This window comes from Ktedonobacteraceae bacterium (assembly GCA_035653615.1).
Lineage (GTDB): Bacteria > Chloroflexota > Ktedonobacteria > Ktedonobacterales > Ktedonobacteraceae > DASRBN01.
The window spans coordinates 26,404-52,305 of record DASRBN010000039.1 but is presented as its reverse complement, the minus strand read 5'-3'; the positions used below and the strand labels follow the sequence as shown (position 1 = coordinate 52,305).

The following is a 25,902-nucleotide window of genomic DNA, read 5'->3' as shown; positions in this document are numbered from 1 at the left end:
AAAGGTATAATATGATATATTGAATATCATAATTATTCCTGAGCGGCTTTCACTAAGCCAAATCGTGAAGGCCTATAGGGCGAGGGATATTACCCGATTCGGTTGCCAAAGATGATCAGGGTATGTAGCCATGCTAGAGGTAAAAAGCAGAGCAAGAGATGTATTGATGTCCTTTAAAAACTAGAAAGAGATGTTCCATGGCGAGCTGGCAAAGCCATGCTATCAAATTTGTCCTCCGTTCTATACAACGCTACGGGCGCAAACCTACTTCAATCCAGAAGGAGCGGGCAGCACTTGAGGCCAGAGTAGCACATGTTCCTAAAAAGCGACTTGCCAAATATGAGCCATGCAAGATAGAAGAGATGCGTGCTGAGTGGGTCACGGTCTCCGGAGCAATACAAGAACACGTGATCCTGTACCTGCATGGCGGCGCTTTCGTCCTTGGTTCTGTCAATACACATCGCTCACTGGCCGTCGACCTGTCGCGAGTATCGCACGCGCGCGTTTTGCTGTTCGATTATCGCCTGGCCCCCGAATATCCTTTTCCGGCCGCATTAGAAGATGCCATGTGCGCATATCGCTGGCTGTTGGCGCGGGGAATCTCGCACCGTCACGTGGCTGTTGCAGGAGACTCCGCCGGCGGTGGTTTGACCGTTGCACTACTCTTAGCCGCGCGAGATACGGGCCTACCGATGCCTGCCGCGGCTATTTGCCTCTCGCCATTTGTAGACCTGGCTCTGGCAGGCGAGTCGATAAAGACGAAGGCCAGAGTGGATGTAATGGTACAGGCAAACCTGATGCCCTATGCAGTCGAGGCATATCTTGGGAAAGCTGATCCTCTGACACCTCTCGCTTCACCTCTGTACGCCGATTTACATGGTCTGCCACCATTACTGATACAGGTGGGAACTGACGAAGTTCTCTATGATGATGCGACGCGGCTTGCTGAACGCGCTCGCGCAGCAGGAGTCGATGTGACCTTAGAAGTCTGGGATGGGATGTTTCATACCTGGCAGGCCTGGGGTTGGCTGCTCCCAGAGGCCAAACGGTCAATTGACCACATTGGCAAATTTGTGCGCATGCACATACAATGATGCCCCTACTGGTAGGGAATAGAAGTTTTCTCGCCGCGGCAAGAATTTCTCCTGTCCATTTTACCTGTTTAAAAACTGGTCAAATGACTGGTGTGCTGTCCATAATAGAGCGGTACACTCAGAAGGTTCTGACAGAACAGGAAGGCAGGAGCATCTATGCGTCAAAACATACCCATACATCCAGGCGCCAGGGCGCGAGCAGAAAGCGAGCAAAAAGAGAAGTTCAGCATCAAACAAATCTCCGGGGCATTTGCCAGTCTGCCCCGGGTGATGCGCCTCGTCTGGTCTACCAGCGCGCTTTTCACGCTACTACTGGGCATCTTGAGCCTGCTGCAAGGGTTTACCCCGGCCCTGAGCGTCTGGATTACAGGATTGGTTATTGATAGCGTCGTAGCGGGTATTCGATTGCACAGCCCAAATCCGATCTGGTTCCCCATCGGCCTACAACTGGCGGTTCTGCTCTTTAGCAACCTGTTGAGTACGCTGAGCAATATCGTACAGCAACTCCTGCAGGAAAAAGTCTCAAACCGCGTCCAGTTGCTGATTCTGGAAAAGTCTAACACGCTTGACCTGGCTTTTTTTGAGAATCCAGAATTCTATGACAAAATGCGGCAGGCGGCGGATCAATCGACCTACCAGCCTGTTACGATGATCTCACAGACCTTCGGCCTCTTTCAAACAACAGTGACGATGTTCTCGATGATCTTCCTTTTGCTGCAACTTTCCTGGTGGCTGGCAATTGTGGCACTGGTGATACCCATCCCTGCTTTCTTCTCCAGTATCCATTATGGCTGGCGCGGCTTCCAGCGGAGACGCTGGCAATCACCGGAGCGCCGCGTGATGGACTATTTTAACCGCTTGATGACAACCGATACCTACAATAAGGAGGTCAAGCTCTTCACGCTTGGAGGGTATTTCATCCGGCAGTTCAAGCGCCTGGCAGACAAATTATACGAGGAGGACAAAGAGATACTGGTGCGCCGCTACCTGGTGAATTTCATCTGGACGGCCCTGACGGCAGTAGCGAACAGCGCCATCTACCTGTATGTCGCTTTACAGGTCGTATTGAGCCTGGGCCGCATTTCGTTGGGCAGTTTATCGCGATTTACTCAGGCGGCAGTACAGGCTGGACAAAGTTTCCAGGGTTTGCTTGGAGGTATATCTTCTACCTACGAGAACAATCTGTACATAAACATGCTTTTCGAGTTCCTTGCATATAAGCCCGAAATTGTCTCGCCACCTCGACCGCGGCCACTCGAGATGCCCGCTGGCAATAGAGGATTGGACATCGAATTTCGCAATGTCAGCTTTACTTACCCAGGCAAAGACCCGGAGACGCAAGCCGCCCTGAAGAATGTGAGCTTCGCAATCCATGCAGGTGAGGCTATCGCGCTTGTGGGACGCAATGGCGCGGGGAAGACGACCATCGTCAAGTTGCTGACACGCCTCTATGACCCTGACGAGGGCGAAATCCTGATCGGCGGCCGCAATATCAAAGAATACGACCTGCAAGAGCTGCGCGAGCAGGTAGGTGTTATCTTTCAGGATTACGTGACCTACTTCCTGACCGCACGCGAGAATATAGGCGTGGGACGCATCAACGACATCGAGAATCAAGACCTGGTCAGCAGCGCGGCACGTAAGAGCGGGGCCGACAATGTGATCGAGCGCCTGCCGGATGGCTATGATACAATGCTAGGCCGCTGGTTCAATAAGGGAACGCAGCTAAGTGGCGGTGAATGGCAAAAAGTTGCATTGGCGCGGGCTTTTATGCGCGATGCCGGCATTTTGATCCTGGATGAGCCAACCAGTTCTCTCGATGCGCGGGCAGAATACGAGGTATTCACGCACTTTCGCACGCTGACCGGAGGCAAGACGGCCATCTTCATCAGCCACCGTTTCAGCACAGTCCGGCTGGCGGATCGCATCTTCGTACTGGAAAATGGACACATTATCGAGAGCGGCTCGCATGAAGAGCTGATGACGCTAGACAGGCACTATGCCGAATTGTTCAACCTGCAAGCCGAGGCTTATCGGTAAATTTTCAGGGCTATTCCTCATAGGTGGTACAATAGGGGCGAGGAGTATCAATGGGCATGAGACACTGGCTATTTCTTATCCGGCATGGACAAACAACCTGGAATGTCGAACATAGGCTTCCCGGTCAACTTCCCGGCGTCGAATTGACTGATGCTGGCCGCGAACAGGCAAAATGCCTGGCAGAAGCATTAAAATCCGTCCCATTGACCGCTATTATCAGCAGCCCATTGGAACGCGCACTTGAGACGGCTCGATTCATTGCGGAGGGACGCGACCTGGTCATTCAACACGAGCCAGGGCTGATGGATATTGAGCTAGGGCGGTGGACGGGACAGAACCGCGATGAACTCACGCAACATGACCCGGTCTGGCAGGCCTTTTTACGCAATCCACTGGTGGGGCCGGAGGGTGTAGAGACATTCCCCGACGTCGAGCATCGTGCGGTGGCGGCGGTAGAACACTGGCTGCGACAAGAATCAACCGGCTCCTGCCCTGCCTTCGTCACACATTCCGATGTGATAAAATTGCTTATTGCTCACTACGAAGGGCTGGAAGTCAGGCTGGCACGTAGACTAGTGATCGAAAATGCTTCTGTGAGCATCATTGAACTCCAAACCAACCATCGCCCGCGCATACACGCAATGGGCTGGGCACCTCAACCGTTCTGGTTGCAGCCATCCACATTCCAGCCCCAACAACCGAAAAATGAAGAGCAGGTGGATGGGGAGCAGTATGGGTAGGGAAACGAAATCACAACGCCTTTCCCATAATTTTATTCCACCGCTCAGCAATATCTTCCGCCGTAATATCCGCTTCACCAAAATCAACCCCTGCGCTTCGCTGCCAGCTTGCAATGGCGAAATGCCCATTGCCGGCCTGCAAAATAACGCCTGAGAAATCGCATTGGGAAGAGGCGAGGAATGCTACTCCTGGCGCGACCTGTTCTGGCCGCAAAGTTCCAGGCGCGACAGAACGGCTAAACATGCGCGTGGCGGCTACGGGTGAGATCGCGTTCACGTGGATTCCATACGCTTCACCTGCTACCGCCAGCGAATTCATCAAGCCCAGCTGCGCCATTTTGCCAATGGCATAACCGCTGAGATCAGGCAAGGCATCCTCCATGAACATGGCTCTGCCTGATGTTGTAAAAATGATACGTCCATAATGCTGGCGCTGCATGATGGGAAAAGCGGTTTGCGATAGCAAAAATGGCGCGATCACCTGAATGTTGAGGATGCGCTGCAACAACTCGGGCGTCATCTCCTCCAACGGTGTAAAGGAGATCCACCCGGCATTATGAATCAGAATATTCAGGCGTCCAAAATGACTGAGCGCTGTATCGATCAAACGCTGGCAGCCATCCAGCGTTTCAATATTTTCATAACACGGTACGGCCTTTCCACCCGCAGCGGTAATCTCCTGTACCACGGCGTCCGCAATACCGGGATCAGAGCCTGCCCCATCCAGCGCAACTCCTGCATCATGCACCACAACACTGGCACCTCGCCCGGCAAGCAACGTGACATAGGCTTTACCCAGGCCTCGCCCGCTGCCGGTAACAATGGCCACCTGGTCATCAAAACGAATAGGCATATAATCCCCTCCTACTGAGGCCAATCCACTTCGATTTTTGGTGGTTTGGTTAGTGTCTGCATCACCACACAATATTGCTCGGTCTTCTCGCGTAACGCCTGCAGTTGCTCCGCCGTTGCCTGAGGCGCGTCAATCTCAAAGCGAACACGGATTGTCTCAAAACCAACCGGCGCCTCTTTCGAGATGCCAAGAGTACCGCGAAGGTCCAGGTCTCCTTCTACATTCACTTCAATGCGATTCGTTGCTATCCCCATCGCTGTAGCAACCATCTGGCAGGTGATCTGTGCGCAGGCGGCAAGGGCTCCCAGAAGCAGATCGCCTGAACAAGCGGCAGTGCCCGCTCCTCCCACTCCGCTATGAGCCTGGGCTTGATAGAGCGCCCGCCCGATATCGACTGAACAGGCAATGGGAGTCTCCGTCTGGCTGCCCTGTGCTCTGAGCGTTATTCGCGCGCTATCCGGCTCACTACGATATCTCTCTTTGAAGGGTTTTTGTATTGATCGAAGGTCCATAACTTCCTACCTCTCATGTGAAAACAGCGTCATTGACCCTATTGTAACAGATGAAAATGGCTGGTAGCACGGCTCAGGTCTTCCAGGAAGGCTTGAAAACGCTACTCGATGCCTTGCAAAGGGAATCCATAGAGTCTTAGAGTGACTTCAGAAAATGGCAGGAACGGCACGCGCGCTTCATATTTTTTGGTATAATAAACACCAGAACAGCATTTTGAAATCCCCCTGGAGCGGAGTAAAACGCGCATGTCAGATGAAGGTAAGTTGCAGAGCAGTGAAAAGGAGCAGTATTGGCGCACTATTCAGACCGTACAGCTTGAGGAAGATTTCTTGTTATTCGACATGACAAGGAATCGCACCCAGATTCGCTATTCGGACGGCGGCGCTTTTGGCGGATTGAAGTCCAGCATACGGTTGGAGGCTGGTCGACTGGGGAAGCTCAACATCTCGATTTCCGCAGCTCCCTATATTAAAGGGAGATATGCCATGGTCAATCCTTTTGAACGCGACCAGGGATATCCCATCGATGCAGACGATCTTGCGCTTCCCAGCCGGATTGCGAAATTTCAGAAGATCAAACGTGAGTCTGCGGAGTCAATACAGGGCCTCTATCTCTTCGTCTTCGCCTCGGAAGAAGATCTGTCCTTGAACGGCAGGATGCAGGCGCTGTTGCAGGAAAATGCAGTCTTGTCCGAAAATGATCCCATTTCTCTCTTCCGTCACCTGTTTCTGACGCTCAAGTTTCCAACCGGGTCGTCTTTTACCGCACGCGCTTTTTTCGATACACGCCAGCACATGCTGCTATTCCGAACATTTTTCCCGTCCGATACAGGCCCCCTACCTAATGTGGGTGCCATAACATCACCAGTGCCAAGAATAACAGGTGCGTATGCTACCGGCTCTCATAGTAATGCGGACCACGGAGAAAGCCGGAGCGAGGGCTTCGATCTGCTGCTACCATTCGACCTGGAAAAGTTAAAGACTATCCACGCAAAATTCCTTTTCCTCTCCAACGTGGATTAATGCAGGCTCATTGTACTTTCCCTCGCGCTGCGACCGGCCAGATAGCTTCCAATCTGCCATCCCGAAAGGCATAATAATAGTCGTGCAGATTGATGGTCGTATCAATATGGCTGGGGATGAAGGCGATGCGGTCGCCTACCTGTGGTTGCTGATTGGCCGGAGTGGTGTTACTATTCCAGGTCAGAATACCGTGTTCATCTCCTCCTGGATGATACATTACGCCTGGTAAGCCTCTGGGTTCGGGCATACCACTATCAATCGACAGCGACTTGAGGCCGGCATCCACCACTGCTCTATTAGAAGTTGGACGGCTGATCACTGTCGAGAGAATAGTGAGAGCGTTGGAGTAAACGGGACCGATGGCATTGCGGTAATCAGTATCCATGAAAACGAAAGAACCCGGCTGGACCTCGGTAACGCCATCGCGGCTGGCGCATATTTCAGCAGTTCCCGTTCCTCCGGTAGTCACAATTTCGATACGAAAACCGGCAGCCCTTAATTGTTCAGCAGTGCCGGTAAGCAATTGCATCGATTGGAGGCAGAGCCGCCTGCGCTCCTCTGGATCATGGATATGCTGCAAATGTCCCTCGTATCCCTGTACTCCAATGAGGTGTAGATTGCTCAATTGAGCGACGTAATGCGCTAATTGGAGAGCCTCTTCGCCGGGCAATACCCCACAGCGGTTTTGACCGACATTCAGGTCGATCAGCACATTGATATTCAATCGCGCCTCTTGCATCGCCTCGTTCAATTGTGAGGCGCCGGGCACGCTGTCCACCACTACTTTGATGCTAGGATGCAGGCGGGCGAGTTCTACCAGTCGCGCCAGCTTTGGCCTGCCCACAATTTCGGTGGTGATCAGCAAATCTTCAATGCCGCCGGCGGCCATCACTTCGGCCTCACTGACTTTGGCAACGCAACCACCAATGGCTCCTGCCTCCAGCAACTTGCGTGCCAGTTCAGGGCTTTTCACCGTTTTCAAATGCGGCCTGACCCTTACCTTTTTCCCCCGGAATTTTCCCATCAACCTGGCGATATTCTCCTCCATCAAGGTCAGGTCAACAATCATAGAGGGTGTATCGAGCGCATCCACCGTATCTCCCACCTGCGGATGATACATGTGCCGCCTCCTCCTTCGTCTTTAAGTTTAAGTCGTTGCAATCCAGGCATAAAGTTTTTTGGCATAAGATGCCGAACCCTGGAGTGATATAATCAGTGCTTGAGAGCATTGTATCACCTGCGAATAAGAGGACAGAGCAGATGGAATCTTTTACCTACGAGTCGCTGCCCGGAAGAGTTGTCTTCGGCAGAGGAGTTATCTCGCAAGTGGCAGAAGAAATCGACCGCCTGCATAAGCAGCGCGCTATCTTCATCGTAACCGGCTCGGCAGCTCGCCTGATACCGGCGTTGACTAAACAGTTAGGAAATCGCCTGGCAGGGGTCTTCAACGAGGTAGCTCAGCACGTCCCAACTGCTTTGATTGAGAAAGGGCTGGCTTTTGCTCGCCAAAACGATGCAGATTGTATCGTGACATTAGGCGGGGGTTCGGCAACCGGTCTCGGCAAGGGGCTTGCGCTGAAATTCGATGCGCCGATTATCGCTATTCCAACAACCTTTTCCGGCTCCGAAATGACTCCCATTTACGGCATGACTGATGCAGGACGCAAGCAAACCGGGCGCGATCTGCGCGTACTGCCCCGGACAGTTCTCTACGATCCTGAGCTTGTTTACAGCATGCCACCTTTTCTGGCCGCGATCAGCGGTATGAATGCTCTTGCTCACTGTGTCGAGGCCCTGTATGGTCGGCTCGCCAGTCCCATCACCAGTCTGCTGGCGGAAGAAGGGAGTCGCGCCCTCGCGCAGGGTCTTCCAGGCATCGTCCAGAATCCAGGTAATCATGAGAACTATGATCTCGCGCTCTATGGCGCTTACCTGGCCGGATCGGTGTTCGCGGTTGTAGGATCGGGACTGCACCATCGCATCTGTCACGTACTTGGGGGAAGTTTTGGCCTGCCACATGCCGAGACCCACGCGGTCATGCTTCCCTACGTCATCTGGTATAACTCCAAAGCAGCGCCCGAAGCGATGACTCGCCTGGCACGCGCTTTAGCCGTCGAAGATGCCGTGAAAGGCAGCTTTGACCTGGCCGCTCGTTTACATGCGCCGCGCTCTCTAGCTGAATTGGGGTTGGCAGAGAGCGATGTGGCAGAGGCTGCAGGGTTGGTGGTGCAGTCGCCTATCTGGAATCCACAGCCGGTCACACTACCTGATTTAGAGCATCTTTTGCAGGCAGCTTATCGAGGTTCAGGGCCTGAGTTGGAGTGATGATATCATGGAGTAGTCAAATGAGCGGAAGTAGAAGTTACTTCCGCTCATTACAAAACACCGACTTTTATAAAACGCTTAACTGCTAAGCCAGCCTCTATCCGCGCATCAACCTCCTCAACACTGCCAGCAAAATCCCCCCATTTTTGTAGTACGTCACGTCAATAGGGCTATCCAGGCGGGCAATGGTCGAGAAGGAGAATGTCGAGCCATCTTCGCGAGTTACCTTCACTGTCACTTCCTGGTGGGGCTTCAGGTCTTTTTCGATGCCCTCGATTTCGTAGACCTCGCGTCCTGTCAGGCCAAGCGATTCTTTATTCTCGCCGGGCTTGAATTGTAGTGGAAGAATGCCCATGCCGACAAGGTTGCTGCGATGAATGCGCTCGAAACTCTCGGCGATGACCGCGCGCACACCTAACAGCAATGGCCCCTTCGCGGCCCAGTCGCGCGAACTGCCGGAACCATACTCTTTGCCCGCGATTACCAGCAGTGGCACGCCCTCTTGCTGGTAGCGCATCGAAGCCTCGAAAATGGTCGTCTGTTCGCCGTCGGGCAGGTGAACGGTGTAATACCCCTCCTTGTCAGGTGTCAGGCGGTTGCGCAGGCGAATGTTGCCGAACGTGCCGCGCACCATCACCTCGTGGTTGCCACGTCGCGCGCCATAGGTGTTGAAATCGCGCTTGTCTACGCCGCGCTCGAGCAGGTATTTTCCGGCAGGGCTGTTGGCAGAGAAGCTACCGGCAGGCGAGATATGGTCGGTCGTGATCGAGTCATCAAGCATAGCCAACACGCGCGCGCCATGAATATCCTTCACCGGCTCAGGCTCGATGGGCATATTCTGGAAGAACGGCGGCTCCTGGATATAGGTTGAATTGGGGTCCCAATTGAAGAGCTCGCCCTCTGTATTCGGCAGGGAGCGCCAGTGCTCATCGCCCTCGAACACGTGCGAATAGTTCCGTGAGAATAACTCCGGTGTTACCGACTTCGACACCACATCGCGCACTTCATCCGGTGATGGCCAGATATCGCGCAGGTAGACCTTTTCGCCATTGATATCCTCACCGATTGGCTCTGTTGTCAGGTCGATATCCACGGTTCCGGCCAGCGCATAGGCCACAACCAGTGGTGGGGAAGCCAGGAAGCTGGCCCGCACCTGTGGATGAATACGCCCCTCGAAGTTGCGGTTGCCGCTGAGAACCGCCGCGACTACGAGGTCATTGTCCTGCACTGCCTCGGCAACCGGCTCGATGAGGGGGCCACTATTGCCGATGCAATTATGGACTGCGACGGTACCTGCGACGAAAGCATGGAGATCGTTTACTGCCAGATCAAACACGGCTCGTCTACCAATCGGGCGTCGGTCCACGACCTGAAGTGCCAGCGCCGGCATCGAGAGTGCATCCTTCTCGATACAGTAACGCTTTGAAGTCTCCATATCCGCGCGCGAACGCAATGGCGCAAACCACTCACGCGCGCCAATCTGGTTGAATAGTTCAACCGGAGACGGAAAGTTGCTGGCATCTCTATGCAACGGCTGGAACTTGCGCGTCATCATGTCTGGCAATCGAGAAAAGCGGTCGTAGCCTTCCAATAGTGCATAGTGGGGTGTGATTACCGGCTCGCGCTCCAATAGCTCCACTGCCGCTTTCTTACGAGCATGGGAGAACGAGAGCTTATAATTTTCCTGGTGCAGTTCCTCCAGGCGAGCCGACATCCAGAGGCGTTGCTGGTGAATCTGGCTTACCAAACGCCAGTACACAGCCGCGGCGCTAGCTCGTAGGGCTTTGTCTACGCAATAGCGGAATCCCACACGCTCCACAAACGAGAGACCGTCAGGAAGTTCCAGACGTACCTCTACACGTGGGAGACCATCCTGTGCCGCCGGATACGAGGAAGCAGCGCGGCGCGTAGGATATTCATAGACATTCGCACCATCGGTCTTCACACCACATCGCGCCAGCAGACTTATCAAATCGTACATGATCTGCTTGAGGGTCTCCACATGTTCTGGTATGGTGCTTTGGGAGTAAGCGGGCGGATTAAGCGACGCATCCTCTTCGCGCTTGCCCCAGCGATGCAAGGCAGGTGCATGTCCGTCTGCTCCAAACAGGCCACCCAGGAATTCGCGTACTACCGCTACAGGACACTTCTCGTCCAACACGAATGCCGGGAGTGCTGGCACTTGCTGAATGCGCCGTCCGGTGCGTACACCGGATAGTGAACTGATGGCATCCGTGAGCGGCTTAGGCAATACGATAGTCCATTTCCTCTCGTCGTAGCGCGCTGCCGCGAGACGAGAGCCGGTAAGCAGCTCGATATCGGCGAGAACGGCCTCGCGGTCCATCGCCTGCCCGACATGCATTCGGCCCTGCCCCGAAACGCTGATCGAACCATCGCTCAGTAGATGTCCCAGTAGGCGAGCGAACGCCAACGTGCGCTGGCGCTCATATGGCGTGTCCATTGTGAACACCAGATTGCCCACATGCAACAGATAACTGGCCTCGTCAATACCTGGCTCATCCAGGGGAGCTTCAAGGCCAACCACGACGCGATCCTGGCCTAGTAGAAGTTGGTCGGCACGTACCCAGCGCCCGTCTGCGCAAAGGATTTGATGATCAGGAGTGCAGACCAGAGTACGCCCATCTTGCAGAGTGAGCGAGATGCACTCCCGTTCGCCCTGAACCATCATCTCAGCCTGTGTTGCTCTACCCAGCCGACCGTTAGTTGTGGGAGCAAGAAGTTCTGTTCCACCGGTATATGGCATCTGTTCGATGCGCTGCGCAGTCCCGTTAGCAAGCAACACCGGTGTTCCTTCGGCAATACACGTTGTACAACCAAAACCGACCAGGTGGAAACGCAACGCCTCAAGGTAAGGCAGCAAATCGGCATTGTTCAGGTAGTCAATAACGGCGCGCGAACCGGGAGCGAGACTCGTTTTCACGGTTGGGCTAACGGTGAGGCCGCGTTCGACAGCATGCTTCGCCAGCAAGCCTGCCGCGACCATCACCGAGGGATTAGAGGTGTTGGTACAGCTTGTAATCGCTGCGATGGCAACGGAACCGTGCGTCATATATTCCTGGGAATTGCCCACGGTGACTGCCACTCCCTTACGATGCCCGTTGTGGCTTATACTACCCTTACCATCGCCCTGCTGCTTCATCTCGGCCAGTTGTTTCTCACCGTTTTCTGCCTGAGCGACAGGGTCAGGATTGGGACGCCCACCGCCTTCGCCAATATAGCGATTGACCGCATTCTCGGTTGTGACGTTTTCTTCAAGGTCTTTGAAGCGGTCTGCGTAGGCCTCGCGGAAGACCTTGCTGAGATTTTGCATAGCTACACGATCCTGCGGACGGCGTGGGCCTGCCAGGCTGGGTTCGATGGTGCCGAGATCGAGTTCGAGCAGATCATCGAACTGTGGCTCCGGCGCCTCGTCGGTGCGGAAGAGCCCCTGGGCTTTTGTATAGCGCTCGACCAGTTCAACCAGTTTTGGGTCGCGCCCGGTACTGCGTAGATAGCGCAGGGTCTCGTCATCGACGGGGAAGAGCGTAGCGGTCGCGCCAAATTCGGGCGACATATTAGAAATGGTGGCACGGTCTGCCAGGGACAGGTAGCTCAGGCCGGAGCCGGTAAATTCGACGAATTTGCCGACTACGCCGCGCTTGCGCAGCATCTGTGTTACTGTCAGTACCAGGTCGGTAGCAGTTGAGCCGCTGGGCAATGACCCGGTGAGGCGCACACCTATGACCTCCGGGGTGAGCAGGTACAGCGGTTGTCCCAGCAGTACTGCCTCCGCTTCGATTCCGCCCACACCCCAGCCGAGTACGCCAAGGCCATTGATCATCGTCGTGTGCGAATCGGTGCCAACCAGGGTATCGGGGAATGCTAGCGTCTCGCCGTTTTCCTCTTTCGTCATCACGACCGATGCCAGGTATTCCAGATTAACCTGGTGGACGATGCCGGTGCCGGGTGGCACAACTCGGAAGTTGCTAAATGCCTGCTGTCCCCAACGCAGCAGTCCATAGCGTTCGCTATTGCGCTCGTACTCGCGCTCGACGTTGCGAGCAAATGCCAGCGTGGTGCCGAACATATCCACCTGCACCGAGTGGTCGATTACCAGGTCGGCAGGCACCAGGGGATTGACCTTTTGTGGATCGCCTCCCATACGTGCCATAGCGGAGCGCATGGCCGCGAGATCGGCAACAGCTGGTACGCCCGTGAAGTCCTGCAAAAGCACGCGGGCAGGCATGAATGGATATTCAGCATCGGACTGAGCCGATTGGCCGGGCACCCAATTTGCCAGCGCTAAGACCTCTTTTTCGGTAACGATTTCTCCATCCACGTGCCTTAACGCATTCTCCAGCAAAATTTTGACGGTATAGGGCAACCGGTCAAGTCCCTGCACACCTCTCTTCGTAAGTGAATCTAACCGGTAGTAGATAACGGGGCCGCCTGCGACTTCAAGCGTTTGACGCGCGCCAAATACGTCGTTGGAAGTTGTCATGTTTGTATCCTCGAATGAAAGTAGTTGTATTTCCTGGCGAGGCTGCTTGTGGTTTTCTAGAGGGGAATGTGCCCCTGCGCCAGGTCCCTCAATAGAAAATAGAGTACTCATTCATTATATAACAGAACCTGGCAGAGTGATATGACGAGAGGATGTATGGTTTTTCACAACCAGATCAGGACATCGCGCAGGAAGTGGCAGGAAAGGGAAAATGTTGTGGGCAGGTCTCATCAACAGAAGGCATTTGATAGTCGCTTACGTTTCAAGAGAGTACACACCGCACGGAGAGACAAAGATGCTTTCCTCTCAGGCCGAAAGCAATGGCTCCTCGATATATGTAATTCTCACAGTCAGGTCCCGGTTCCATTCCGTGAATATACCGATTCATCATCGTTTCAGGCAAACGCCAACCAAATCCAACCTCTTTGAGCCCTGCCCACTATACTATGCGCCACCTGTGCCGAAAAGACAATCGGTAATTCTACTGTCTTCAGCTCTTTTCGTTTGCGTAATCCATCGAGAGAGAGGAAGTTCTACCGGTATCCGGCAATGGCAAATGCAACTCGACCGAGCAACCGGCGCCCGGTGAAGATGTAAATGTTAACGTTGCCCCTACCAGCATAGCCCGTTCGCGCATACCAACTAACCCGAGGCCACGCTGCGAAACGAGTTTGGCGTTGAGGTAACTACTCGGAGTAAAGCCTTTTCCATTGTCATGGACGGTAAGCTGCAAAGCATCAGGCAGATAGCGCAGTTCTACATGCGCCTGCGTCGCCTCCGAGTGTCGCCAGATATTTGATAATGCCTCCTGGACAATACGAAAAATGGCGATTTCAGCCTCAGGCGTTGTAGATTGTGATACACCCAGGCAGGCAAATGTGCAGGGTACTCCGCGAGAAGCCGAGGTATCACATAACCATTCTAAGGCGGCGCGCAATCCAAGATCATCGAGGACCGAAGGACGCAGGTCACGGCAGGCACGACGCACACCCTCCAGCGTATGATCTGCCAGATTTTGTAAGCTCGCCAGCCAATCGCGATCCTTCTTCGGCACATCCTGTCTGGACATAGCGCGATTCAAGCCATCCAATCCAAGCGAGAGGGCAATCAAGGCCTGGGCCGTATCATCGTGGAGCTCACGGGCGAGGCGACGACGTTCCTCTTCCTGCACGCGTGTGATTAACGAGGCGTAGCCACGCAATTCATCCTGCCTGCGCCGGGCGCTGCTCAAATCCTCTAAGGTCCGCTGCAACTCACTTGTGCGAACGCTCAAGCGAGTCGTGTTCAACGCAAGAGAATAGATGGCGAACAGGGGCACAAGAAAGAAGATCCAGGCTAATTCTCCAGCCTTGTCATCAAAGATATCGACAACCGGCAGCAGCGGGCCTACACTCAACACCAGCAATTGAAAACCCCAGATGGGTGATCGTAAATAGTCTTGCCAGCGGGAAATAAGATCGACTTTCTTACTTGAACCATGTATTTGCGCGAGTATTGGAAAGGAAACCACTAAGATCAATGCCATCATGACAAGAGCACCCAGAATTGAACCAAGAAATTCTCTCGATTCAGTGAGGGGCAAGAAGTGATAGATCGAGGTATAATTATGCGGCGGGCCTCCAATGGCGTTGTAGATGCTATCCGCGATCAAAACCAGCAGAGCTGTGGTACCGATACGATAGCTGGCCTCCTGCCAGGAGACAAATCCACGCCAGAGCGTAAATCCTTGTAAAAAGACCTGCGTCACGACCGCTGTTAATACGGCAGCCGGGACGCCAATCAGCACTCCGGCTGCCAGATAACACGGCGCGGTAACATCAATCAGAAAAAGAGACCTCCACGCGATTCGCATACGATTGGGTACGATCTCCCGATTTGCGGACTCCTGCCTTAAAAGGCGCAGTAGCAAGATGCGCCCCATCAAGGACAAGAATACCGAGAGGAATATCAGGCTATAGATAGCACGAGGGCCATACAGATTAGGAACCGGCCGGTAGTTGGTCAGAGCCCAGGCAGTTAGTCCAACCGTTACGCAGAGTGAGAATAAAGCTATGAGAGGTTTCAGGTACTCCAATATACCTGATCTTCGATCATTACTGTGAATCATAGGTATCCTGCAAAGAAATGATGCCCAGGCGCAGGGCCAGCAAGACAGCCTCTGTGCGCGAGCCTACCTGCATTTTGGTAAAAATATTGGCCAGGTGACTATGCACAGTACGAATGCTCAGACCCATCCGGCGCGCGATTTCCTTGTTCGGCAGTCCACGGGCCGCCAGGCGCAGCACATCAAACTCGCGTTCGCTTAATAGATCGGTCTGACGTTGGACAGGTTCAGCGTGCGAAGATAAGCGGCGCATCATTTTTTCGGCCAGGATGGGCTTTAAAACGGCTTCGCCGCGCGAGACAGATCGAATAGCATTCACCAGCTCCTGCCCATGCACATTCTTGAGTAGGAATCCTGCCGCTCCTGCCTCAAGCAGCGCTATCAGATACGGCTCGTCGTCATAAGCCGACAACACCAGCACGGCTGTTTCTGGGCAGCACTTTTTAATCGCGCGTGTGGCTTCGATGCCACCCATTCCCGGCATAGCAATATCCATAATCGCGACATCAGGATGCAGTTCCTGGGCAGCAGCGATGGCCTCCTCTCCGCTAGCCGCCTCCGCCACGACTTCAACGTCGCTTTCGGTCTCCAACAAACGGCGCGTTCCTTCACGTACAAGCGCATGATCGTCCGCAAGTAGAACGCGAATGAGCTGCCCCGGTTCGTTCTCCTGCTCAGTACCGGCCATACCCTGGGTCACATCCAGGGCGCTACCGGCTACATTGCCACCATTCTCTGTATCATTCAACTGCTGTTTATTTAACATTTTATTGCTTTCTGGATTTCTTTCAAACAAACGGCTACCCGGAACGCCTTTACCATCATGGAATAAGTCCTTCAGGATTCTACTATAATCCATTAAGGCAACTACTACTACGGTATTTCTGCCTATCTATTATGCTACAGTATTGCATCTACGTGTCCTCACGTGGTAGCTGCTCACAACTGCCTCGGTTTTTCGTTTAGCGCGTCTCTCTCCGTAGAGCCGTGCAGTGAAAGAATAGACGATAATCGTACCGGAAGGAGCTTGATAGCCCTTGATCGTTCCATTGCGAAACCAGTCCAGGGCCGTGCGATAACTGACGCCTTGTTGTTTGGCGTACTGACTTAACTTCATACAGAAAATATAGCACATCTGTACACGTTCGCCAACACTTGATATCATTTCTTACAAACGTTTAGCACACTGAAATCAGTAGAGAGAGTAAAGTTTTGTATTGACAAACTAACTATGTTTTCGTTAAAGTACAGGCAATGATGGCAGGTTAGTAGTGGTATTCCTTATGAATGCCATGGGGAGATACTTTAAGGTGCTATGTCTGAATGCGGATGAGTGTCATTTTCAAAATCGCGATAAAGCTCGCTTCTGCGCAAACTGTGGCATTCCCCTTCCTGGAACGCTCTTGCAAGGACGCTATGAAATACAAACATTAGCAGGAAAAGATCGCAATACTGTCACTTTAAGTGCCATTGATCGTCATGAGGGCAACCTTGTGACTATACGCGCCCTTATTCCGAATAAAACGACTGCCAGGGAGCGCGAAGACTTCTTGCAGGATGCGGAGATGGCGGTGGCGTTCTCCCGCAATGTTCATGAGCCAGGTAGCATCCGTGTGACTGATTTTGGGAAGGATGGGCCGCTGGTATTTCTTGTAAAGTCTGAGATACCTGGAAACAAGAGCGAAGCACCGGTATCACGGCCCCGCATGACTGTGCGCGTAAGCAACGGTGTACCTCAATCCTCTCCCAGTGTTGCTCCTGTCCAGGACTTCGATTTCGATGATAGTATGCTCACCCAGGTACGCCCGGCAATTTCGAAAGCAACCATCTCAAAACGACCCGTACCGCCTGAGCAACCACGTAACTGGCTGGCAGAAGCTGATCGAGCCTATGAACTGAGCAACTACAACGACGCGCTCGCAGCATACGAGGCAGCATTGAGCCTCGATCCAGTTTCCGTAGAGGCATGGAGCGGCAAAGGGGCGGCGTTGCTTTACCTGGGGCAGTTCGAAGAGGCACTCCTCGCCTACGATCATGCGCTTTCACTGCGTCCAAATGATCCTGATCTGTGGTGCTCGCGCGCAAACGTGCTGCACGAACTGCGTCGTTTTGATGAAGAGATGTATTGTTACGAGCAGGCCCTCGCTTATGATCAAAACTATGTTTTCGCATGGAGCGGGCGCGGTATGACCCTGGTTGAACTCAACCGGCCCGAAGAGGCATTACTGGCATTTGACCACGCGCTTGTTCTCGATCCAACTCAGAGCGTAATCTGGCAAGCCATGGGTGACACACTGTACAGCCTGCAGCGCTACGATGAAGCGCTGATTGCCATTGACCATGCCATTCAACTGGCACCGGACAATGCTGCCCTATGGGATACAAAGGGCAATATTTTACGCCGCATGAAAAATCCTGAGCAGGCTTTCATACTGCACGAACGCGCTACACACCTCAACCCCAACAATGCCACAGCATGGTTTGACAAGGCCAATGATCTACGCGATATGAAACGTTATGCCGAGGCCCTGGCAGATTACGACCGGGCGCTCGAACTTGACCCAACACTGGCCGGCGCATGGTATAATCGAGGGAACGTGCTGGCCGCCATGCGCATGTACGAGGACGCGCTGGAGTCCTACAATTCCGCTTTGCGCTATGATAACGGACTGATTTCGGCCTGGTACAATAAAGGTAGTCTGCTGCACGAATTGAGACGTGATGAAGAGGCGATCACCGCTTTTGATCGCGCGCTCGCTCTGGATGCAGGCTATACTGCTGCCTGGAATAACAAGGGACTGGCACTCTACGCGTCAGGGTATCTGAATGAGGCATACGCCGCTTTTGATAGGGCTACACAATTGGCGCCAGATGAACCTGATGCCTGGTATAATAAAGCTATCGCGCTTGAAAGGCTGGGCCGGAGAGACGAGGCTATCGCCTGCCAGGAACGAGCACGTTCCTTAGAACAACTGTCTGCCAGGTAGATAGACAGTTAGAAGCCCTACCCGCTTCCATTTGGGCACAATGGAGTCGGGAACGATAGATCTCGCCCCTGAAGAAGAGGAGAAGGAATGCGACGCTGCGCCGATAAAGCTGACTGTGGATATGAAAATCGGGACAGCGATTTGTTTTGCAGAGGATGTGCATTGCCTTTGCTCAATACCGCACTGGCGGGGCGCTATGTCGTTGAGGCACTGATTAGCAAAGGGGGATATGCGGCAGTATTTCGCGGAGTTGACCAGAATCTCTCGCGTCGCATCGCCATCAAGGTATTGCTGCCCAGCAAGACAACTCCCGCGGAACAGGAGCACTTTTTGCGCGAGGCTCGCATTGCCGCTACGCTCGATCATCCCAATATTGCCCCTATCCTGGACTATGGCAAGCATGGGCCTAGCGTTTTCCTGATCATGCCGCTCTATACAGCAGGCTCGCTGCGCACGCGCATGGCTGTCGTGAACGGGCCATTGCCCGCGTCTGAGGCTATGACCAGCTTTCACCAACTGGTCAGCGCCCTCTACTACGCGCATACGCGCCCGCGCCCGGTTATTCACCGCGACATCAAGCCGGAAAATATTCTGATTCACCAGGAAGATCACCGCCTGGTGATTACCGATTTCGGCATTGCGCGCGCCCTGGAACCAGGTGCGCGTATCGGTAAAACGATTACGGTACGCGGTACCGTTGGATATATGGCTCCCGAACAGACGAGTGGAGTGGTAGACCCGCGTAGCGACCAGTTCGGCTGCGCCGTAGTATTGTACGAGATGCTGACCGGCTACCATCCTTTCGATGCAGTGGGCAATCTGATACATCCTCCCTCGGCGCTCAACCAGGAGCTTCCCGCGGCACTGGATACAGTCGTGCTACGCGCGCTCTCGACGCGGCCGGAAGACCGCTATGACAGTATGCTGGAGTTCATGCACATGTTCGACGCGGCCTGTCGTCCGAGCGCTCCGCTTCGCGCCTATACTCCTCAAGGATCGCTCGACTCCCACAAAGCACCGGCTGTACGCGGCGCCACCAACCCATCTACTCCCGCCATTGCTTTAGATGCGGAAAAGAACGATTCATCGGCGCGCCAGCAGGCAGTGAGACCAAATACCAGTGGCAGCGTGCGCGAGAAATGCATGGAGGGTGACACGCTGCTCAAGCAGCAGCATTACTCGCAGGCCCTGCATGCCTATGAGGAAGCGTTACGGATGGAACCGCGAAATTTCCATGCCTGGAACGGCAAGGGGACGGCGCTCTATAGCCAGGGAAATTATCGCAAGGCCTACGAAGCCTACCAGCGGGCAACGGAGATACAACCGGATAACCCGGTAGTCTGGGTGAGCGCGGGGCTGGCCTTAAACCGCTTGCAGCGCTATTCGCAGGCGCTGGTACACTTCGAGCGGGCGCTGGCTATCGACCCGGCCTACGTTCCTGCCTGGAATGGCAAAGCCGACGCGCAACTCGACATGAATATGCCGGACGAAGCGATTGATTCCTATGTACAGGCGCTTACCTATGATGCAAATAGCTTTCAGGCCTGGAATGGCCTTGGCAACGCCCGCTCGTTCATGCGCGACTTCGCCGGGGCAGTAGAGGCATATAGCCGCGCACTGTTGATAAATCCGCGCAGCGCGGTGGCCTGGTGCAACAAGGCTGAAGCGCTCATTCGCCAGGGGCATAACCGCGCTGCCCTTGATGCCCTCAACGAGGCCACAGAGCTGGACCGCAGTTACGCGCGCGCCTGGACGCTCAAAGCAGATGTCTACGACGCGCTGGGCAACTACCAGGAAGCGCAGAAGGCTCGTAAACGTGCTAAGCCCTGGGGCTTGATGAATTAGCGCGCAATCCCTCTTCGTATTGCAAGAATGCCCAGAATTACTGCTGCTAGAGCCGAAAAACCGAGAATGGTAATATCGCGCCCTAGCTGGTCGGCAGAGTTATAGAACACTGCCATCTGCAGAGCATGGTCGCCGTAGGTAAGAGGGACAAAGGCGGCGATGTTCTGAAGCCAGTTCGGCTCGAAGGCAAGCACCCCCGTTCCTCCTGCCAGGAAGAAGAGGTAAAGCGCCATATTGATGGAGATAGCAATTACAGCCTGGACGCGCTGGGTCAAGGCTCCAATTGCGACTCCTAACCCTGAACTCAACAGCGCAACCAGCGCAATCACGAGCAGGGTACTGAGCCAGTAGATTCCTTCGGGCTGCGTCCACCCAAGGACATAGCCCAGGCATAGCACCAGAATCCCCAGTGTAAAGGTAGTGATAAAGCCTGCCAGGACTTTCCCTGTAATTATAGCGCTGCCCGTCGCAGGAGAGAGCAGCAATTCCTTGACGGTGCGGGTCTCCCACTCGCCTGCCGTTGAGAGACCACCGGTAACCAGGCCGCCAATCATCAGCAGCAGGACGATGGTGGGCAATACGCTGAATTGGAACAATTGCACGTCCTGGGCGCGTAAATCTTGCTCCTGCATAGTCACTTTTATCGGGCTCGCGCTTCCCTGAGCAGCGTAAAACTGCGTAATTGCGTCGGGTACAGAACGGCGAATATCGTTAGTAAAGTCGAGGTTTAGATTATTTACCGTCACATCGACATTTGCGTTTTCATGCGCGTCGACTCGCCGGGTAAAATCGGGTGGAATGGTTATGATTGCTACCACGGTCAGGTTTTTCAGTAGCACCTGGGCCTGCTGAGCACTGGCATCGGTAACGCGGAATATATCGGCCTGATGAATGATACTCGCCATCTGTACCGCCTTTGGGCCGCTATCCTGCACGACAAGCGCTACCGGGCTGCGTCCAACAGCTGCTGCTCCCAGGGCCTGAACCAGCAAAAATGCCAGCGGCGGTATCACAGTAGCCGCGATATTGGCGGGACGATGCAGCCAGATAGCAAGATCTTTTCTGAATATTGCCAGCGTGGTTCTGCAAAATATGAATAACATGGCTTCCCTCTTTCATTTAATGCGCTATAGTATTGCGCCGCAACGCCAGTGTCGTCAGTAGCAACAGGACCAGCGCATAGGCACAGAGAATCAACACATTGACGCCTGTCCCCAGCGTGTTCAGTGTGAAATTATGGAAGGCATGCTGCATCAATACAATGGCGTAGTAGACGGGGAAAATCTGGGCGATAACCTGGATAGCCTGTGTATTAAAGGTTATCGGCCCAAATGCTCCACTCAAAAAGAACAAAGGGATTGCCACGCCGAAGGAGAGTGCGACGACCGGCTGGCGGTGCTTCAGCAAAGTGCCAAGCAATGTCCCGAAAGCGATGAAGATGACGAGCGTCAGCAGCGAAAAACCTGCTACTTCAGCCCAGTTGTCGGGTCGAATGCCAATTCCGAAGATAAGCACCACGAGTAGTACAACTACCGACATGAGGCTGAGCAGCGTTGCGCCCAATAGCTTGCCGAGGATCATCGCCCAACGAGCAGCGGGAGAAAGCAATAGTTCTTTCATTGTCTCGTTCTCCCACTCACGGGCCGAGGCGGTTCCCGCTTGCAACAATCCACCGATCATCAATCCAATGACGATAATGGAGACGGTGAGATATGGGATGTAATCAGTATCCTGCGGCTGCAAGTCCTGTTCCTTCGGTGTAATCGTGACCACATCAGGAAATGCTCTAGCATAAAAAGCGGTAATGGAGAGCGGCACTGCTCGCCGGATATCGTTGGTGAAATCGGTATTGAGGTTGTTGATTTTTACGCTTACCTGCACGGGCTGATTGTGAGCAACTCGAGTGTCAAAATCAGATGGTATCGTGACAACTGCCACTATGCGGCCGGCGGCAATCAGATTATTGGCCTCACTCGCGCTGGACTTTTGTAGCTGGAACGAATGCGCGTTGTTCATGGCATTGTAAAACTGCTGCGCATACGGGCCAGTATCATTCATAACTACGGCTGTAGGCGCATGGCTGCCGGCCAGAACAAACAGGCTCAGCAAAATGAGAACATTCACAGGCACAAATACGCTGATTATGGTAAAGACGCGCTCCGTCAATGCACTCTTGACATCTTTCTTCGCACAAGCCCAGATAACGCGCAGGGTGTACCAGGGTTCTTGCAGCATAATAACCTTGCTTCCTAATCACGCAGCGCTGTACCGGTCAGGCGTAGGAATATTTCGTCGAGATTCGGTTCGCGCACCGCGATATCCTTTAACTCTCCATCACGCGAGATTACATTGATGATCTGAGGCACGATATTACTGGCTCCCCGCGTGCTTATCTTGAGATGCGTGCCATCCTGGATTACTTCCTGTACTCCTGGCAAAGCACGTAGCTCTGCAACGACGTTGCCCGGCTGCGTCGTTTCCAGCTCGATAACGCTGCCACCGTAGTTTCGTTTGAGGTCTTCAGGTGTATCTACGGCGATGAGCTTGCCGTGATCGATAATTGCCAGCCGGTCGCATAGTACCTGCGCCTCTTCCAGGTAGTTCGTCGTAATCAATACAGTCTTGCCCTGTTCACGCAAGGAGAGGATATAGTCCCAGATAGCGCGTCGTGATTGCACGTCTACGCCCAGCGTTGGCTCGTCGAGATAGATCAGCTGCGGGTCTTGTAGCAGGGCACGCGCAAGCGCAAGACGACGCTTCATTCCACCAGAGAACGTACTCACGCGGGAGTTCTTGCGATCCAGGAGTTGCACCAGTTCCAGCATCTTCGTGATGCGCTCCCGCTTTTCTTTGCGTGGAATGCCGAAGAGGTCCGCGTGAAAATCCATATTGCTCCACGCGCTCAATTCCTCGTAGAGCGCTGTCTCCTGCGGAACCGAGCCGAGGAGTTGATGAACGCGCCTTGCATCGTGGCGTACATTATAGCCCATCACTTTGACCTGCCCGCTGGTCGGCGTACTCAGCCCGCTGATCATATTGATAGTGGTTGTCTTTCCCGATCCATTCGGTCCGAGCAAGCCAAATATCTCGCCCTGCTGTACCGTGAGCGAGAGATGATCAACAGCTTTCAGCGAGCCGAAAGTCTTGCAAAGGTCTATCATTTCGATCGCTGGAACATTCTCGGAATGTTCCAGCGATCTTTCGCTCTGGCCGGACGTAATGGACTGCGTACCTCTAATGTTACGTTCGCTCATGATAGTGCTCCTCTGGCTTACCGGCTTTACCTGCTATCAATGCGTCACCGGAACGTCTTTCTTCTCTTGCGATGGAGCGCCTGCCTCCGGTGCTGCCTGGCGAAACTCTTTGGCCAGCGGCACATCTTTCAGGAAGAATGCGGCAATAACGGTGGCAAAGCAAAAGAAAAGGATGGTCACAAAACCATGCTGGACAGCCACGGCAAGCGAGAGCTTGAGGGCTTCGAAGACCTGGTTGAGCAGGTGCTGAACTTGCTGCATTGCCTGAGCCGCCACCGCTGCCACTGCCTGATTATGGCCTGGACCAGGAGGAATATGCGCCGTGGCCTGCGCTACCGCGTACTTCTGAGCCGTCTGCACCACTGTATCGCGATAGGTGGGATCGACCAGGATTTGCGGATTGGTCGCGAACTTCAATCCTTGCGGGGTAAGCTGCTTCACAGTGCTGGCAGGAATGCGCGTGAGAATATCGCTGGCAATGGTATTGTTCACGACGGTACCGACAATGGCCACACCTAACGTCGAGCCAAGCTGGCTGACATAGCGAACGGCGCCGGTGCCAACGCCGAGCTGCGTGCGCGGCAAGGCATTTTGTACCGCAAGCGTTAAGATCGAGAAAAAGATGCCGATTCCGACGCCTGTTACAACCATATAGATGGCAGCAGTCCCAATACCGGTCGTGGCCGTCATCCGCGTCATCAGGTAGACGCCAATGGTCATAATAACTGCTCCCGCGATGGTGATTGCCTGATAACGTTTGAGCATAGCCACGACAAATCCAGACAGGCCCGCGCCGACTACCAGGCTCACCGTGAGCGGGGTGATTACCACACCAGAATTGGTGGCCGATTGCCCAAGCACGCCTTGCAGGTAGAGCGGCAGGTAAATGACCAGGCCGAGCAATATCATGCCTTGCAAGAGCGAAAGGGTCGTGCCTGCCGAGAAAATCTGGTTGCGGAACAGGCTGAGCGGCAGGACGGGTTCCGCTGCGAAACGTTCGACGGCGAAGAAGGCGATATACAGGATACCGGCGCCCACGAGCATACCAACGACCTGCGCGGAACCCCAATCATAGGTCTGGTCGCCCCCCCAGGTGAGCCCCAGCAGCAAGCAGATGGTGGCAGCCGAGGCCAGAGCAGCGCCCAGGAAGTCGATGCGCCGCACAGCTGCCCAGCCGCTATAGCGACTGCTGCGCTCGGAAATGTTGTTGGGCAGATAGATGAGCAGCGCTACTAACGCAATGATTCCTATTGGAATGTTGATATAAAACACCCAGCGCCAGCGTGTGGCATCAGTGATAAGGCTACCGAGCAAGGGACCATGATCTGTCAGCCATCCACCAACGGTGGGACCAACGACGCTAGAAAAGCCGTAGACTGCCGAAAAAATGCCCTGCCACCTGGCACGCTCGGCAGGCGGGAAGATGTCGCCAACCACGGTGAAGACCAGCGCGATGCCGGTGCCCGCGCCTAACCCTTGCAAAGCGCGGAAAGCGATGAGCTGGTTCATCGTCTGCGAAGCGCCGGAGAGCGCGGAACCCAGCAAGAAGACCACCACTCCGGCGATGAAGAACCACTTGCGCCCAAACTGGTCAGAGAGCTTGCCAACAATCGGCACCATGGTAGTAGAACCAAGCAGATAAGCCGTGACGACCCAGGTATAGCGGTCGAAGCCCTGCAAAGAAGCAACGATTCTGGGCAGTGCCGTGCCAACGACAGTCTGATCCAGCGCCTCAAGCAAGAGGGTGAGCATCAGCGCAACCAGAATACTGACAAGCGCGAAGCCATGTATACGCCGCCCGCCTCCAGTTGCCGGCGCGAATTGCAGCGTCGAGGGTTTTTCTTTAGCCATGTTTTATATTCCTCCTGAACATACGTTTTTGTTTATCAATACAAATCAAGGCGATGAGGACAGGCAGCAGGTGCCGTCCCTATAGAACTTCCTGGCCTTCTGCCTGCAGGACTTCTTTCTTGCGCAGGTTTCTGGCCCATTCCAGCTCCAGCCTCCACTGCTCAATCATATGATGCATAACGTTCACAATAGCCTCAAGTTGAGAGGCCTTCATATATTCCCTGTCATTCACATCGCTCACCAGGTGCTCCGCTTCGGCTGTGAGATGCAACACATGGGCCTGGCAGTAGTTGATATAGTGATCGATCAGGTACAGGCGCTCGGCAGGATTCAGCAATTCGAGCACTGTCACCTTTTGCAAGAACAACTTCTGGTAATCACCTGGATTCGAGGTAGTATCAAGCATCAAATCGTGAAAGCGCTTGCGTCCAGCCTCTGTTATTGCATAGCTGCGATGTTGCCGGTCACCATGAGAGGCCCTTTCGCTTTCTACAAACGCCTCGATCAGTCCCTGCTCTTCCAGTTTAGCCAGTAAGGGATAAAGCCGCCCATTACTCATCTTGGCGTATGGGCCGATGATATCATTTATGACACTGGCAATGAGATAGCCATGGGCATTCCAGCGCATCAGCAGCGAAAGAATGATCAGTTCGTACATTTTCATCCTTTCATTTCACCTGGTTTTGTATCGTAAAGCCGCATAATAGGTCACAGTGACATGTCACTGTGACCTATTATGCGGCATAAATTTCTATTTGTCAAGGGGTTTTGGG

The 25,902-nt window shown here is 53.9% G+C and carries 19 protein-coding genes; 7 read left to right on the top strand and 12 right to left on the bottom strand.

Annotation, left to right across the window (positions count from 1 at the left end):
• The first annotated feature begins 197 nt into the window (after positions 1–197).
• From VFA09_23875 to VFA09_23865, 3 genes are all read left to right on the top strand, one after another.
• A complete protein-coding gene (locus VFA09_23875; protein ID HZU70330.1) occupies positions 198–1,094 on the top strand; it encodes an alpha/beta hydrolase in 897 nt (298 codons plus the stop codon).
• Positions 1,095–1,250: 156 nt separating this feature from the next.
• Positions 1,251–3,134, top strand: a complete 1,884-nt coding sequence (locus VFA09_23870) for an ABC transporter ATP-binding protein (protein HZU70329.1) — start codon at positions 1,251–1,253, stop codon at positions 3,132–3,134.
• Between the two features lie 56 nt (positions 3,135–3,190).
• Positions 3,191–3,874 (top strand): histidine phosphatase family protein, encoded by a 684-nt coding sequence (locus tag VFA09_23865; protein ID HZU70328.1) that lies wholly within the window; start codon positions 3,191–3,193, stop codon positions 3,872–3,874.
• Positions 3,875–3,884: 10 nt separating this feature from the next.
• On the opposite strand, the gene VFA09_23860 is transcribed toward VFA09_23865, so the two are convergent.
• The gene (locus tag VFA09_23860; protein HZU70327.1) at positions 3,885–4,727 is read right to left on the bottom strand and encodes an SDR family NAD(P)-dependent oxidoreductase; all 843 of its coding nucleotides are present in this window, start codon (positions 4,725–4,727) and stop codon (positions 3,885–3,887) included.
• 11 nt (positions 4,728–4,738) lie between these two features.
• On the bottom strand, positions 4,739–5,239 hold the full coding sequence (locus VFA09_23855) for an OsmC family protein (protein ID HZU70326.1): 501 nt from the start codon (positions 5,237–5,239) through the stop codon (positions 4,739–4,741).
• A gap of 246 nt (positions 5,240–5,485) precedes the next feature.
• Between VFA09_23855 and VFA09_23850 the strand changes: the two genes are divergently transcribed.
• Positions 5,486–6,262, top strand: coding sequence for a hypothetical protein (locus VFA09_23850; protein HZU70325.1), 777 nt, complete (start codon positions 5,486–5,488; stop codon positions 6,260–6,262).
• A 7-nt stretch (positions 6,263–6,269) separates the two neighbouring features.
• Here VFA09_23850 and VFA09_23845 read toward each other — a convergent pair whose 3' ends face one another.
• Positions 6,270–7,382 (bottom strand): DSD1 family PLP-dependent enzyme, encoded by a 1,113-nt coding sequence (locus VFA09_23845; GenBank protein ID HZU70324.1) that lies wholly within the window; start codon positions 7,380–7,382, stop codon positions 6,270–6,272.
• A gap of 140 nt (positions 7,383–7,522) precedes the next feature.
• Here VFA09_23845 and VFA09_23840 point away from each other — a divergent pair, with 140 nt between their 5' ends.
• A complete protein-coding gene (locus tag VFA09_23840) occupies positions 7,523–8,587 on the top strand; it encodes a maleylacetate reductase (GenBank protein HZU70323.1) in 1,065 nt (354 codons plus the stop codon).
• Between the two features lie 97 nt (positions 8,588–8,684).
• Here VFA09_23840 and acnA read toward each other — a convergent pair whose 3' ends face one another.
• The 4 genes from acnA to VFA09_23820 form a co-directional block, all read right to left on the bottom strand.
• Positions 8,685–13,088: an aconitate hydratase AcnA gene (acnA, locus tag VFA09_23835; GenBank protein HZU70322.1), complete on the bottom strand. Its 4,404-nt coding sequence runs from the start codon at positions 13,086–13,088 to the stop codon at positions 8,685–8,687.
• A 490-nt stretch (positions 13,089–13,578) separates the two neighbouring features.
• The gene (locus tag VFA09_23830; GenBank protein ID HZU70321.1) at positions 13,579–15,195 is read right to left on the bottom strand and encodes a sensor histidine kinase; all 1,617 of its coding nucleotides are present in this window, start codon (positions 15,193–15,195) and stop codon (positions 13,579–13,581) included.
• Positions 15,182–15,958: a response regulator transcription factor gene (locus VFA09_23825; GenBank protein HZU70320.1), complete on the bottom strand. Its 777-nt coding sequence runs from the start codon at positions 15,956–15,958 to the stop codon at positions 15,182–15,184. The genes VFA09_23830 and VFA09_23825 overlap by 14 nt, the downstream gene beginning before the upstream one ends.
• A gap of 129 nt (positions 15,959–16,087) precedes the next feature.
• Entirely contained in the window at positions 16,088–16,309 is a 222-nt protein-coding gene (locus VFA09_23820) for a hypothetical protein (GenBank protein ID HZU70319.1), read from the bottom strand.
• A gap of 193 nt (positions 16,310–16,502) precedes the next feature.
• Between VFA09_23820 and VFA09_23815 the strand changes: the two genes are divergently transcribed.
• Entirely contained in the window at positions 16,503–18,179 is a 1,677-nt protein-coding gene (locus tag VFA09_23815; protein HZU70318.1) for a tetratricopeptide repeat protein, read from the top strand.
• A 168-nt stretch (positions 18,180–18,347) separates the two neighbouring features.
• Positions 18,348–20,024 carry a serine/threonine-protein kinase gene (locus VFA09_23810; GenBank protein ID HZU70317.1) on the top strand — a complete coding sequence of 559 codons (1,677 nt, stop codon included), beginning with the start codon at positions 18,348–18,350 and terminating at the stop codon, positions 20,022–20,024.
• Here VFA09_23810 and VFA09_23805 read toward each other — a convergent pair.
• The 5 genes from VFA09_23805 to VFA09_23785 form a co-directional block, all read right to left on the bottom strand.
• Positions 20,021–21,127: an ABC transporter permease gene (locus VFA09_23805; GenBank protein ID HZU70316.1), complete on the bottom strand. Its 1,107-nt coding sequence runs from the start codon at positions 21,125–21,127 to the stop codon at positions 20,021–20,023. The genes VFA09_23810 and VFA09_23805 overlap by 4 nt on opposite strands.
• Before the next feature lie 16 nt (positions 21,128–21,143).
• Positions 21,144–22,259: an ABC transporter permease gene (locus tag VFA09_23800; protein HZU70315.1), complete on the bottom strand. Its 1,116-nt coding sequence runs from the start codon at positions 22,257–22,259 to the stop codon at positions 21,144–21,146.
• Positions 22,260–22,273: 14 nt separating this feature from the next.
• Positions 22,274–23,278, bottom strand: a complete 1,005-nt coding sequence (locus VFA09_23795) for an ATP-binding cassette domain-containing protein (protein HZU70314.1) — start codon at positions 23,276–23,278, stop codon at positions 22,274–22,276.
• A gap of 36 nt (positions 23,279–23,314) precedes the next feature.
• Positions 23,315–25,129 (bottom strand): MDR family MFS transporter, encoded by a 1,815-nt coding sequence (locus VFA09_23790; GenBank protein HZU70313.1) that lies wholly within the window; start codon positions 25,127–25,129, stop codon positions 23,315–23,317.
• A gap of 79 nt (positions 25,130–25,208) precedes the next feature.
• A complete protein-coding gene (locus tag VFA09_23785; GenBank protein HZU70312.1) occupies positions 25,209–25,787 on the bottom strand; it encodes a PadR family transcriptional regulator in 579 nt (192 codons plus the stop codon).
• Positions 25,788–25,902: the final 115 nt, after the last annotated feature.

Bases quoted from the DNA above. Each gene is read 5' to 3' on its own strand.
- VFA09_23800 (HZU70315.1), bottom strand. From the start codon at position 22,259: ATGCTGCAAGAACCCTGGTACACCCTGCGCGTTATCTGGGCTTGTGCG.
- VFA09_23865 (HZU70328.1), top strand. From the start codon at position 3,191: ATGAGACACTGGCTATTTCTTATCCGGCATGGACAAACAACCTGGAAT.
- VFA09_23870 (HZU70329.1), top strand. From the start codon at position 1,251: ATGCGTCAAAACATACCCATACATCCAGGCGCCAGGGCGCGAGCAGAA.
- VFA09_23825 (HZU70320.1), bottom strand. From the start codon at position 15,958: ATGTTAAATAAACAGCAGTTGAATGATACAGAGAATGGTGGCAATGTA.
- VFA09_23850 (HZU70325.1), top strand. From the start codon at position 5,486: ATGTCAGATGAAGGTAAGTTGCAGAGCAGTGAAAAGGAGCAGTATTGG.
- VFA09_23845 (HZU70324.1), bottom strand. From the start codon at position 7,382: ATGTATCATCCGCAGGTGGGAGATACGGTGGATGCGCTCGATACACCC.
- VFA09_23860 (HZU70327.1), bottom strand. From the start codon at position 4,727: ATGCCTATTCGTTTTGATGACCAGGTGGCCATTGTTACCGGCAGCGGG.
- VFA09_23805 (HZU70316.1), bottom strand. From the start codon at position 21,127: ATGTTATTCATATTTTGCAGAACCACGCTGGCAATATTCAGAAAAGAT.
- VFA09_23795 (HZU70314.1), bottom strand. From the start codon at position 23,278: ATGAGCGAACGTAACATTAGAGGTACGCAGTCCATTACGTCCGGCCAG.
- VFA09_23820 (HZU70319.1), bottom strand. From the start codon at position 16,309: ATGAAGTTAAGTCAGTACGCCAAACAACAAGGCGTCAGTTATCGCACG.
- VFA09_23840 (HZU70323.1), top strand. From the start codon at position 7,523: ATGGAATCTTTTACCTACGAGTCGCTGCCCGGAAGAGTTGTCTTCGGC.
- VFA09_23830 (HZU70321.1), bottom strand. From the start codon at position 15,195: ATGATTCACAGTAATGATCGAAGATCAGGTATATTGGAGTACCTGAAA.
- acnA (HZU70322.1), bottom strand. From the start codon at position 13,088: ATGACAACTTCCAACGACGTATTTGGCGCGCGTCAAACGCTTGAAGTC.
- VFA09_23785 (HZU70312.1), bottom strand. From the start codon at position 25,787: ATGTACGAACTGATCATTCTTTCGCTGCTGATGCGCTGGAATGCCCAT.
- VFA09_23875 (HZU70330.1), top strand. From the start codon at position 198: ATGGCGAGCTGGCAAAGCCATGCTATCAAATTTGTCCTCCGTTCTATA.
- VFA09_23790 (HZU70313.1), bottom strand. From the start codon at position 25,129: ATGGCTAAAGAAAAACCCTCGACGCTGCAATTCGCGCCGGCAACTGGA.
- VFA09_23855 (HZU70326.1), bottom strand. From the start codon at position 5,239: ATGGACCTTCGATCAATACAAAAACCCTTCAAAGAGAGATATCGTAGT.